This is a genomic window from uncultured Acetatifactor sp. (assembly GCF_948601915.1).
GTDB lineage: Bacteria > Bacillota > Clostridia > Lachnospirales > Lachnospiraceae > Acetatifactor.
On the sequence record NZ_CAPDXS010000151.1, the window covers coordinates 1 to 12,546 of the forward strand.

A 12,546-nucleotide genomic window follows, 5' to 3' on the forward strand; every position below is an offset into this window, starting at 1 on the left:
GCTTTGGTGGCATAGGCTTATTGTGCAATTTTTTAAATTTGCTCATTTATAGTTTCTTATTTTACACCCCTTTTTGCTTGCTATCAAGATTGTTTTGGTATAAGATAGAAAATAAGATGGAAATTAAGAAAGAAAAAGGATAAAAAGCCTAAGACAAAGGAGTCGCAGATATGGATTTGACAGAATTGAGACAGCGCATCGATGCCATAGACGCGCAGATGGTGGAATTGTTCGAGCAGCGCATGGACATCTGCAGGCAGGTGGCGGAGTACAAGATAGCCGCGGGGAAGAATGTCCTGGACAAGAGCAGGGAGGCCCAGAAGCTGGAGAAGGTGCGCTCCCTGGCCAGCGATGAGTTCAATGGCTTCTGCGTGGTGGAGCTGTTCGAGCAGATTATGTCCATGAGCAGGAAGCTCCAATATAGGCTTCTCATGGAGAACGGGCGGCTGGAGAAGCTGCCGTTCATCAGCGTGGACGCGCTGGATGTGGGAAAGGCCAGGGTGGTGTTCCAGGGGGCGGAGGGAGCCTACTCCCAGGCGGCCATGACGCAGTATTTCGGGGAGGGCATCGACAGCTTCCATGTGGACAGCTTCCGGGATGCCATGGATGCCATCGATGAGGGCAGCGCGGACTTTGCTGTGCTTCCCATCGAGAATTCCACGGCAGGGATCGTCAGCGAGATATATGACCTGCTCCAGGAGTATGAGAATTATATCGTGGGGGAGCAGATCATCAAGATCGAGCACTGCCTGTTGGGGGTGCCGGGGGCGAAGATAGAGGACATCAGGACGGTGTACTCCCATCCCCAGTCCCTGATGCAGAGCGCAAAGTACTTAAGCGTCCAGGACTGGCGGCAGATCAGCATGCAGAATAATGCTTTCGCGGCCAAAAAGGTGGCGGATGACGGGGACAAGTCCCAGGCGGCCATCGCCAGCGAGCATGCGGGCGCGGTCTATGGGCTGGAGGTGCTACAGCGGAAGGTGAACCACTCCGGCACCAATTCCACCAGATTCATCATCGTCAGCGGCCAGAAGATATTCCGCAGGGATGCGGGGAAGATTGCAATCTGTTTCGAGGTGCCCCATGAGAGCGGCTCCCTCTACCATATGCTGTCCCATTTCATCTACAACCATCTGAACATGACCAAGATTGAGAGCCGGCCTATCGAGGACAGGAACTGGGAGTACCGTTTCTTCATCGATTTCGAGGGGAACCTGGCGGACAGCGCTGTGAAGAATGCCCTGCGGGGGCTTCGGGAAGAGGCGCGGAACATGAAGATACTGGGGAATTATTAGGAGAGGAAAGGACGGAAAGGACAGCGCTCCGGCCAGACAGGCCGGAGTAGGCGCAGAGGACATATGAGAGAGAAGGAACTGATCGTATACAGGACATTTCAGGAGGGAGAGCTGCTGCGGGACATGGCATGGCTCATGGATCACTATGAGGAGGCGGGCCTGGGGGAAAACTACGTGTCAGGCAGGCCCTGCACGGTGGAAGCGGTGACGGAGCTGTTTTACGGCTGTATCCACAGGCTGATCGAGCTGGCGGGGACTTACGGCTTCCACGGCAACCTGTGGCACTGCTATCTGGCCAACCTCATGGTGAACAATGAGAACAGCTACAGCCGGGGCTGCGAAATCCGGGGAGAAATCAAGGGGACGATTAACCGTGCTGTATTGCATGATATCATGATATTCAAGGAATTCTATGACTATGATTTCCAGCCCATGTGCCACAGGCTCCATGTGCCGGAATTTTCCCTGATTGAAGAATACGAGAGCAGCAGCCTGGAGAGCAGGGTCTACAATACCAGAATCTGTGCCCGCATCTGTGAGCTGGCAGAGGACTTCTGCCGGGACGGCTCGCCGGAGGAGATGAAGGACACCCTCACCCATTTCTATCGGGAATACGGGGTGGGGAAGTTCGGGCTGCACAAATCCTTCCGCATCGCGCGTGGAGCGCTGCGCGGGGATACAGGGGCGGAGGGGCATCCCGGGCCGGAGCGGGCAGGGATGGGGAACGGCGCGTCCGGGGGCATGCGGATCGAGCCTATCCTGAACATCGCCCACGTGAAGCTGGACGACCTGGTGGGCTATGAGCAGCAGAAGAAGAAGCTGCGGGACAACACGGAGGCCTTCGTCTCCGGGAGGAAGGCCAACAACTGTCTGCTCTTCGGCGACGCGGGCACGGGGAAATCCTCCTGCATCAAGGCCATCGCCAACGAGTATTACCACAGAGGGCTGCGGGTCATAGAGGTGTACAAGCACCAGTTCCAGGACTTGAATGAGGTCATCGGCCAGATAAAAGGCCGCAACTATAAATTCATCATTTTCATGGATGATCTGAGCTTCGAGGACTTCGAGATTGAATATAAATATCTAAAGGCAGTGATTGAGGGCGGGCTGGAGAAGAAGCCGGAGAACGTGCTGATTTACGCCACCTCCAACCGCCGCCATCTGATCCGGGAGAACTACGGCGACAAGACAGAGGACGGACATCTGCCGGAGATCCGCCAGGACATGCACACCAGCGACACGGTGCAGGAGAAGCTGTCCTTAGTGTACCGCTTCGGCGTCACCATCTATTTCGGCGCGCCGGACAAGAGGCGCTTCCAGGAGATTGTGGGGGCGCTGGCGGACAGACACGGGATTGAAATGCCTCGGGAGGAGCTGCTGGCGGAGGCCAATAAATGGGAGCTGTCCCACGGAGGCCTCTCCGGCCGGACGGCCCAGCAGTTCATCGATTATATATTGGGGATGCGGAACTGGAATAAATAAAAATTTGGAGGTGATTTGTGGATGGGCATCAGGACTTTCGCTGCCATCGATGTGGGCAGCTATGAGCTGACGCTGAAGATATTCGAATTTTCCGGCAAACATAACATGCGGGAGATTGACTGCGTCAGCAAGCGCCTGGATCTGGGCTCCGATACCTACGCCACGGGCAAGATCGGCAACGAGAAGATGGATGAGCTCTGCCGGACGCTGAAGGATTTCTCCGACATCATGAAGGCCTACAAGGTGGAGAACTACAGGGCTTACGGCACCAGCGCCATCCGTGAGACGGAGAACACCACCATCGTGCAGGACAGGATAGCCCAGCGCACGGGGATCAAGGTGGAGATTCTGAACAATTCCGAACAGCGGTTCATGGACTACAAGTCTGTCGCATCCAAGGGCGAGAGCTTCCGGAAGATCATCGAGGAGAAGACGGCCATTCTGGACATAGGCGGGGGCAGCATCCAGCTGTCGCTGTTCGACAACGACACGCTGGTCTCCACCCAGAACGTGCGCCTGGGGGTGCTGCGGATTCAGGACTATCTGAACCGATTCGATGTAAAGGGCTCCCAGATGGAGGAAGTCATCTATGAGATGGCCATGGCCAGGCTGGATACATATGAGAAGCTTTATCTGAAGGACAGGGGGATACAGAACCTGATTATCGTGGACGACTATCTTTCGCCCTGGGCGGTGAAGAAAAACGGCGGCGACAGCGCCAGGGCGGTTCTGGACGCGGAGAGCTTCGGCAGGGTCTTCGAGGTGCTGCGCAGCCAGAACCCGGTGAAGATCGCCACCGCCATGGACATCCCCCAAGAGAGGATTCCACTGGTGTTCATCAGCGCCGTCCTGATCAAGTGCATCGCGGAGCTGATGGGGGTGAAGCGGATCTGGACGCCGGGGGTGACGCTCTGCGACGGCATCGCCTATGAATACGCGGAAAAAATAAGGATGTTCCGGGGGGAGCATGACTTTGAGGAGGATATCATCGCATGCGCTTTCAATATCAGCAAGCGGTACATGGTGAGCAGGAAGCGCTCCGAGACATTGGACAATATCACTACCACGATTTTCGACAGCTTAAGGAGGGTGCACGGCCTGGGCAAGCGGGAACGGCTCTGCCTACGGTTGGCGGCGATCCTCCATGACTGCGGGAAATACATCAGCCTGGTGGACACGGGGGAGACCTCCTATCAGATCATCATGGCGACGGAGATCATCGGCCTGTCCCAGCAGGAGAGGGAGATCGTGGCGAATGTGGTGCGGTTCAACCACAGCAGGTTCGTCTATGACGTGCAGCGAATCGGCAGCCTGGAGCGGGAGGCCTTTCTGGTGGTGGCGAAGCTGACGGCCATCCTGCGCCTGGCAAGCTGCCTGGACAGGAGCCACAAGCAGAAGCTGAAAGGTCTGCGGGCGACGTTTAAGGACAGCCAGCTGATCCTCACGGTGGATACCCAGGCGGACATCGTTCTGGAGAAGGGCTTCGTGGAGGCCAATGCGGAATTCTTCGAAGAGGTGTTCAGCGTGGAGCCGGTTCTGAAGCAGAGAAAAATATTTTGATACAGGTTATGGGGGTGTATAGTTATGGAAGATATGCGTTCCATGGAACAGGAGCATTCCGCAGGAGGAATCGATTTTTATAATCCAGAGTTTTATACGAACAGGGAACTGAGCTGGATTCTGTTCAACCACAGGGTGCTGAACGAGGCCAGGGACAAATCCACGCTTTTGTTTGAGCGGCTGAAGTTCTTGAGCATCACCGCCTCCAACCTGGATGAATTCTTTATGATCCGGGTGGCTTCCCTGCGGGACATGGTGCACGCCAAGTACCAGAAGCCGGACATAGCGGGGCTGACGCCGGGGAGGCAGCTTGAGCTTTTGAGCGTGGCGATTCACCAACTGGTGGAGCTGCAGTACTCCACCTACAACCGTTCGCTGGTGCCGAAGCTGAAACAGAATGGCCTACAGATTGTGGGCAGGCATGAGGACCTGACGAAGAAGGAAACGGTCTTCGTGGACAAATATTTCGAGGAGAATGTGTATCCGGTGCTGACGCCCATGGCGGTGGACTCCTCCAGGCCTTTTCCGCTGATTCGGAACAAGACCCTGAACATCGCCGCCCTGGTGCGCAAGAAGGAGATAGGCGAGGAGCTGGAGTTCGCCACAGTGCAGGTGCCGAGCGTCCTGAGCCGGGTGGTGGAGCTGCCCGCCGATGGGAAGATGCGCAAGGTGATCTTCCTGGAGGAGATCATCGAGCGGAACATGCATAAGTTGTTCCTGAACTATGACATTGTGTGCGCTTATCCGTTTAGAATAATGCGCAATGCAGACCTCACCATCGAGGAGGACGAGGCGGCAGACCTTTTGAAGGAAATCGAGAAGCAGCTGAAGAAGCGCCAGTGGGGCGAGGCCATTCGGCTGGAGGTGGCGGCCCACTGCGACAGGAGGCTGCTGCGGATTCTGGAGGATGAGCTCCATATCGAGGAAGACAATCTGTACGTCATAGACGGGCCCCTGGATCTGACCGTATTGATGAAGATGTACGGCCTGGAGGGTTTTGACCATCTGAAGGCTGCGAAGTATACGCCCCAGCCGGTGCCCCAGCTGCCGCCGGGCTGTAGGATCTTCGACGAAATCCGCAAGGGGGACATCCTCCTGCACCATCCCTACCAGACCTTTGCGCCGGTGGTGGAGTTCATCCGCCAGGCGGCCAAGGATCCGGAGGTGTTGGCCATCAAGCAGACACTGTACCGGGTCAGCGGCAATTCCCCGATTATCGCGGCGCTGGCCCTGGCGGCGGAGAACGGCAAGCAGGTGTCCGTGCTGGTGGAGCTGAAGGCCCGCTTCGACGAGGAGAACAATATCGTCTGGGCCAGGATGCTGGAGAAGGCGGGATGCCATGTCATCTACGGGCTGGTGGGGCTGAAGACCCACAGCAAGATCACGCTGGTGGTGCGCCGGGAGGAGGACGGCATCCGGCGCTATGTGCATCTGGGCACGGGGAACTACAATGACGCCACGGCCAAGCTATATACGGACATCGGGCTGTTCACCTGCTCCGAGGCTATCGGGGAGGATGCCACGGCCGTCTTCAACATGCTGTCCGGCTACTCGGAGCCCCTGGTGTGGAACAAGCTGTCCCTGGCGCCGCTGTGGCTGAAGAACCGGTTCCTCTATCTCATCGACAGGGAGAAGAAGGCGGCCCAGGCAGGGAGGCTGGCCCGCATCATCGCCAAGATGAATTCCCTCTGTGACCAGGATGTGATTGCGGCGCTGTACGGCGCTGCGGCGGCGGGGGTGAAGATAGACCTGATCGTGCGGGGCATCTGCTGTCTGAAGACTGGCATCAAGGGGGTCAGCGAGAATATCACGGTGCGCTCCATCGTGGGGAATTTCCTGGAGCACGGCAGAATATTTTATTTTGAGAACGACCAGAACTATGAAATCTACTGCGGCAGCGCGGACTGGATGCCCAGGAACCTGGAGCGCCGGGTGGAGATCCTGTTCCCGGTGGACCGGCCGGAGCTGAAGGAGAGGCTGCTCCACATCCTGCAGAGCCAGCTGGCCGACAATATCAAGGCATCCGTGCTGAAGCCCGATGGCACCTACACAAGGGCCAGCAAGAGGGGCCGGCAGGCGTACTGCTCCCAGGAGGTTTTCTGTGAGGAGGCCATGGCCGAGGCGAAACGGATGTACAGAGAGGAAGAGCAGATGACCAGGACATTCATACCGGAGACCGGTCATGGAGAATAATGGGAAGGGTTTTGCATGCCCCGGAGCGGGCGGATAGGAGTTATCATGAGAATCATACTGGCATCGGCTTCACCCCGCAGGAGAGAACTGCTTTCGCAGATCGGGCTGGACTTTGAGGTGATAGTCAGCGAGGTGGAGGAAAAAGTGGGCGCCATGCTGCCGGAGCAGGTGGTGGAGGAGCTGTCGGCCCGGAAGGCGGAGGCTGTGCTTGGGGCCATTGGGGACAGCGCGGAGGACGTGCTGGTGATCGGCGCAGATACGGTGGTGGCGCTGGACGGGCAGATTCTGGGAAAGCCTGGCAGCCCTCAGGAGGCCGCGGAGATGCTGCGGCGGCTGTCGGGGAGAAACCACGGCGTGTATACCGGCGTGGCGCTTCTGTACCGTCCCGGCAGCGCGGGCTCCCGGGATGTCCCGGGGCCGTCCGTGTCCACAGAGGGTTCCGTGGACAGCGGCGCCCTGCAGCGCAAGATTTTCCACGAGAGGACGGATGTGGCGTTCTTCTCCCTGGCGGAGGAGGAGATTGCCTTTTATGTGGCCACCGGCGACTGTATGGACAAGGCGGGGGCTTATGGCATCCAGGGAATGTTTGCCAGATACGTGAAGGGCATCACGGGAGATTACAATAATGTAGTAGGGCTGCCGGTGGGCAGGCTTTACCAGGAGGCAAAGGAATGGCTGAGATGATGAAAAAGGCAGTGATTTTTGATTTAGACGGGACGCTTTCCGACTCTATCCACAGCATAAAATACAGCGGCGACAGGACGATGGAGAGATTCGGATACGGTCCCTTTTCCGAGGAACAGTATAAGTATTTCGTGGGGGACGGCGCGGCGAATCTGGTCAGGCGGGCGCTGAGCGCCGGAGGGGATACGGAGCTGATTCATTTCGAGGAGGCTTATGCCCTGTACAGAGAGATATTCCGGGAGAACTGCATGTACCGCGTGCGCCCCTATGACGGCATACCGGAGCTGCTGGCCGCCCTGAAGGCCCAGCATGTGAAGATAGCAGTTCTGTCCAACAAGCCCCACGCGGAGACGGTCAATGTCATAGAGACGCTGTTCGGCGCGGGATATTTCGACGTGATAGAAGGCCAGAGGGAAGGCATGGCAATCAAGCCCAGCCCGGAGGGCGTGTTCCGGATTCTGGGGCAGATAGGCCTGGGGGCGGAGGATCTGCTCTATCTGGGGGACACTGCCACGGACATGAAGACAGGGAAAGGCGCGGGAGCCTTTACCGTAGGCGCTCTCTGGGGGTTCCGGGACAGGGCGGAGCTGGAGGAGGGCGGGGCGGATGCCGTCATTGAGTACCCGCTGGAGCTGCTCCGGTTCACTTAAAGAGTCCCGTATGTCGAAAACTTATACAAAACAGAGAATTTCAGGGCGTATTTTTGGTAATATTTTGGAAAAATCATAGGAATTATAGAAAATATTGACAGAGACACCCGATCGTATTATCATGTGGATAAGATCTTCATTAATTCATAGGAGGGAAAAAAATGCAGCAATTTGACGATGACGTATTGGAGTGCTTTTTGGAAAACCAGCTACAGCTCTTCCCCGAAAAGGTGGCAGGGACGCTGGAGGAGGCGGAAGATTTTCTGGAAGACTGCATGGCTGTGGTAGTCGATTCCGTCGAAGAAGTGATCGAGTACTTCGAGGAGGAAGGCATTGATACGGAAGGCGTCATGGACGAGGAGATTCTGGACGCGGACGAAGTGTTCGACATCGGCGATGGCAGATATCTGATAGTGGAAGGCTGAAGAGCGTAGATTGGGGACGAAAAGGGGCTGTCTTTAGGGGACAGCCTCTTTTTTGTCTTTCTCTCTCCGAATCCGTTTCAGATCCTCCAGCAGGCAGGCGGGGACGTACAGGCCCCCATAGCCTGTGCCCAGATCCAGCCCTGGCTTGTTGGCGCCGTGGAAATCGCTGCCGCCGCTGACCGCCAGCCCGTATTTTTTCGCCAGCCCCCGCATCCGGCGCTCGTCGGCGGCAGTGTAGGTGCTGTAGACCGCCTCCAGACCGATCAGCCCGGCCTCCTTCAGACAGGCGGTGAGGACGTCCAGCTCCCCGTCGCTCATGTTGTAGAGCACGGGATGGGCCAGGATGGGGATGCCCCCGGCGGACAGGACCAGCTTCACCGCGTCCACGGGGGTCACCTTTTCCCGGGGGAGGAAACAGGGGCAGCCATCGCCGATATAGCGGTCGAAGGCCTCGGACATGTTCTTCACATAGCCCTGCTCCAGCATGTATCTGGCATAGTGGGCCCTGGTGATGACCGCGTCCGGGAACATGGCCGTCAACTCCTCATAGGTGACAGGCATCCCGGCCTCTGTCAGGAGGCGGCACATCTTCCGGTTCCTGGTGGTGCGGGAGTCCACGAAGTCCCGTAGCTTTTGGACAAAGGCGGGATTGCGGTAATCGATGTACAGGCCCAGGACATGCACGTCCTGTCCCCGGTATTCCGTGGAGAACTCGATGCCCGGGATGACCTCGGGGACAAGCCCCCGGTCGGCATATCCCTCTGCGGGGCCCTTTATGTCCTGTGGAGGCCGGCTGGGGGACATGGCTCCAAAAGCCCCGTCCGTATCCGCCGTTCCTGCGACGGCCTGTCTGTCCTTTGCACAGGGGGAGCCATCCGCGCCCCGGCCCTTCCCTGCCGCAGCCCCGGGGGAATGCTCCGCCTGGGCTGCGGCGATGCTGTCCGCCTGCCCGGCCGCCAGGCGCTCCGCGTATTGAAGCGCCTCGTCCAGCCCGTCAATGGTATCGTGGTCCGTGAGGGCGAAGGCCGCCAGCCCTTTTTCACGGGCGTAATCCACCAGCTGTGCGGGGGAGAAGCTTCCATCGGAACGGTTGGAATGTACGTGTAAGTCTACTGCAAGCATGGGATTCCACTGCCTTTCTGCCTGATGGGCCATGCGCACCCTGGATCTCGCCGGGGCGGCGCGTGAACTTAATTATCGCCCTCTTCCTTCTGGGCGGTGAAGACTGTGCGCTTCCTGGCCATCTCATCGTTGGCCAGATACTCGTCGTAGGTAGTGATCTTGTCGATCATATGTCCGTCGGGCAGCAGCTCAATGATGCGGTTGGCCGTGGTCTGGACGAACTGATGGTCATGGCAGGAGAACAGGGCCACCCCGGGGAACTTGATCAGGCCGTTGTTCAGGGAGGTGATGGACTCCATGTCCAGATGGTTGGTGGGCTCGTCCAGCACCAGGCAGTTGGCCCCGCTGATCATCATCTTGGACAGCAGACAGCGCACCTTCTCGCCGCCGGAGAGCACCTTCACCTTTTTCACCCCGTCCTCCCCTGCGAAGAGCATCCGGCCCAGGAAGCCCCGCACATAGGTCACGTCCTTCACGGGAGAGTAGCCCGTGAGCCATTCCGCGATGGTCAGGTCGTTGTCGAATTCCGCTGTGCTGTCCTTGGGGAAATAGGCCTGGGAGGTGGTCACGCCCCATTTATAATGCCCCTCGTCCGGCTCCAGCTCGCCCATGAGGATCTGGAACAGGGTGGTCTTGGCCAGCTCCTGGCCGCCTACGAAGGCAATCTTGTCGTCATGCCCTGCCACGAAGGAGATGTCGTCCAGCACCTTTTCCCCGTTGACGGTCTTGGACAGATGCTCCACCGTGAGCACCTCGTTGCCGATCTCCCTGTCGGGGCGGAAGTCGATATAGGGGTATTTGCGGCTGGAGGGCCTGATATCGTCCAGCTCGATCTTCTCCAGGGCGCGCTTTCTGGAGGTAGCCTGCTTGGACTTGGAGGCGTTGGCGGAGAAGCGGGAGATGAATTCCTGCAGCTCCTTGATCTTCTCCTCCTTCTTCTTGTTGGCCTCCTTCATCTGGCGCACCAGCAGCTGGCTGGACTCGTACCAGAAGTCGTAGTTGCCGGCGTAGAGCTGTATCTTGTTGTAGTCGATGTCTGCGGTGTGGGTGCACACCTTGTTCAGGAAATACCGGTCATGGGACACCACGATGACCGTATTCTCGAAGTCGATCAGGAAGTCCTCCAGCCAGGCGATGGCGTCCAGGTCCAGGTGGTTGGTGGGCTCGTCCAGGAGCAGGATGTCCGGATTGCCGAACAGGGCCTTGGCCAGCAGCACCTTCACCTTCAGGCTGCCGTCCAGATCCTTCATGGTGGTGTAGTGGAAATCCGTGTCTATCCCCAGGCCGTTGAGCAGCATGGCGGCATTGGACTCCGCCTCCCAGCCGTCCATCTCCGCGAACTCCGCCTCCAGGTCGCTGACCCGGATGCCGTCCTCATCGGAGAAATCCTCCTTGGCATAGATGGCATCCTTCTCCTTCATGATCTCATACAGGCGGGCGTTGCCCATGATGACCGTATCCATGACGGAATAATCGTCGTATTTGAAGTGGTCCTGCTCCAGCACGGAGAGGCGCTGGCCGGGGGTGATGACGATGGTTCCGCTGGTGGTCTCCAGGTCGCCGGAGAGAATCCGCAGGAAAGTGGACTTCCCCGCGCCGTTGGCGCCGATGACGCCGTAGCAGTTGCCCTCCGTAAATTTGATGTTCACATCCTCGAATAATGCTTTTTTGCCGATCCGCAAGGTTACATTGTTTACACTGATCATTTTAAATCCTCATTTCCTGAAATTAGCTTCTTATTTTAAAAGAACGCAGGTTTTTCTTACCCTTATCATTATACACAAAACGCCTGATTAATCAAGGGAAATCGACAGCACGGCAAGCTTGATATTCACTTGTCCGTCAGAAGATGTCCGTTTGTGCAAGTTGCCGCAGGCGGAATAGGGCAGATGGACAGATTGCACGAAATTACCGGATATGTCCAAATTAGGCATATTTTGGCTTGCTATTCCATTGACGAATTGTTAAAATAAAAAAAGACAGACTAGCTTTATGATTTTTTGTCAGGAGACAGCCAGATTTTTTTGACTGTCTAAAACCAATTAAGAAAGGGAGAGATTGCGATGAGAAAATGGGTGTACTTGTTCACGGAAGGCAATGCCGACATGCGTGAGCTTCTGGGCGGCAAGGGCGCGAACCTGGCCGAGATGACAGGGCTGGGCCTTCCGGTGCCGCAGGGCTTTACGATTACCACGGAGGCCTGTACACAATATTACGAGGACGGAAGAGAAATCAACGATGAGATTCAGGGCCAGATCAATGAATACATCGTCAAGATGGAGGAGATTACCGGCAAAAAGTTCGGCGACAAGGAGAATCCCCTGCTGGTGTCCGTCCGTTCCGGCGCAAGGGCTTCCATGCCCGGCATGATGGATACCATCCTGAACCTGGGCCTGAACGAGGACGTTGTGAACGTCATCGCCGAGAAATCCGGCAATCCCCGCTGGGCATGGGACTGCTACAGAAGGTTCATCCAGATGTACTCCGATGTGGTCATGGAGGTGGGCAAGAAGTACTTCGAGCAGCTCATCGACGCCATGAAGGAGAAGAAGGGCGTGAAGCAGGATGTAGAGCTCACCGCTGACGACCTGAAGGAGCTGGCGGGACAGTTCAAGGCCGAGTACAAGGGTAAAATCGGCAGCGCTTTCCCGGACGATCCTAAAGAGCAGCTCATGGGCGCTATTAAGGCCGTGTTCCGTTCCTGGGACAACCCCCGCGCCAATGTATACCGCCGCGACAACGACATCCCTTATTCCTGGGGCACTGCCGTAAACGTGCAGTCCATGGCCTTCGGAAACATGGGCGATGACTGCGGCACCGGCGTTGCGTTCACCCGCGATCCGGCTACCGGCGAGAAGGGCCTGTTCGGCGAGTTCCTGACCAACGCACAAGGCGAGGACGTGGTGGCAGGCGTCCGCACCCCTATGAAGATTACCGAGATGGCGGACAAGTTCCCCGAGGCTTTTGAGCAGTTCAAGGATGTCTGCAAGACCCTGGAGAACCATTACAGGGATATGCAGGACATGGAGTTCACCGTGGAGCACGGCAAGCTGTACATGCTCCAGACCAGGAACGGCAAGAGGACGGCCCAGGCTGCCCTGAAGATTGCCTGCGACCTGGTGGACGAGGGCATGC

Annotated in this window: 10 protein-coding genes; 8 read left to right on the top strand and 2 right to left on the bottom strand. The window is 57.3% G+C overall.

All coding sequences use genetic code 11. From position 1 onward, the window contains the following. Window positions 1–170: 170 nt before the first annotated feature. The 7 genes from pheA (at window position 171) to Q2B33_RS20090 (ending at window position 8,289) form a co-directional block, all read left to right on the top strand. Window positions 171–1,295 (top strand): prephenate dehydratase, encoded by a 1,125-nt coding sequence (gene pheA, locus Q2B33_RS20060; protein ID WP_300573432.1) that lies wholly within the window; start codon window positions 171–173, stop codon window positions 1,293–1,295. Between the two features lie 63 nt (window positions 1,296–1,358). Continuing rightward, entirely contained in the window at window positions 1,359–2,777 is a 1,419-nt protein-coding gene (locus Q2B33_RS20065) for an ATP-binding protein (RefSeq protein WP_300784674.1), read from the top strand. 21 nt (window positions 2,778–2,798) lie between these two features. After that, window positions 2,799–4,337 carry an HD domain-containing protein gene (locus Q2B33_RS20070; protein ID WP_300573426.1) on the top strand — a complete coding sequence of 513 codons (1,539 nt, stop codon included), beginning with the start codon at window positions 2,799–2,801 and terminating at the stop codon, window positions 4,335–4,337. A gap of 33 nt (window positions 4,338–4,370) precedes the next feature. Next, complete coding sequence (locus Q2B33_RS20075; protein WP_300573440.1) at window positions 4,371–6,530, top strand: RNA degradosome polyphosphate kinase; 2,160 nt, start codon at window positions 4,371–4,373, stop codon at window positions 6,528–6,530. Window positions 6,531–6,575: 45 nt separating this feature from the next. After that, complete coding sequence (locus Q2B33_RS20080; RefSeq protein WP_300573423.1) at window positions 6,576–7,214, top strand: nucleoside triphosphate pyrophosphatase; 639 nt, start codon at window positions 6,576–6,578, stop codon at window positions 7,212–7,214. Beyond that, window positions 7,202–7,864: an HAD family hydrolase gene (locus Q2B33_RS20085; RefSeq protein ID WP_300573420.1), complete on the top strand. Its 663-nt coding sequence runs from the start codon at window positions 7,202–7,204 to the stop codon at window positions 7,862–7,864. Before Q2B33_RS20080 ends, Q2B33_RS20085 begins: the two co-directional genes overlap by 13 nt. 161 nt (window positions 7,865–8,025) lie before the next feature. Continuing rightward, a complete protein-coding gene (locus Q2B33_RS20090; protein ID WP_296460459.1) occupies window positions 8,026–8,289 on the top strand; it encodes a glyoxalase in 264 nt (87 codons plus the stop codon). Window positions 8,290–8,322: 33 nt separating this feature from the next. On the opposite strand, the gene Q2B33_RS20095 is transcribed toward Q2B33_RS20090, so the two are convergent. Together Q2B33_RS20095 and Q2B33_RS20100 are read right to left on the bottom strand one after the other, a co-directional pair. Further along, on the bottom strand, window positions 8,323–9,411 hold the full coding sequence (locus Q2B33_RS20095; RefSeq protein WP_300573414.1) for a PHP domain-containing protein: 1,089 nt from the start codon (window positions 9,409–9,411) through the stop codon (window positions 8,323–8,325). Between the two features lie 68 nt (window positions 9,412–9,479). Continuing rightward, complete coding sequence (locus Q2B33_RS20100) at window positions 9,480–11,117, bottom strand: ABC-F family ATP-binding cassette domain-containing protein (RefSeq protein WP_300573411.1); 1,638 nt, start codon at window positions 11,115–11,117, stop codon at window positions 9,480–9,482. A 357-nt stretch (window positions 11,118–11,474) separates the two neighbouring features. Here Q2B33_RS20100 and Q2B33_RS20105 point away from each other — a divergent pair. Beyond that, a partial coding sequence (locus tag Q2B33_RS20105) for a PEP/pyruvate-binding domain-containing protein (RefSeq protein ID WP_300823058.1) occupies window positions 11,475–12,546 on the top strand: 1,072 nt, incomplete at its 3' end.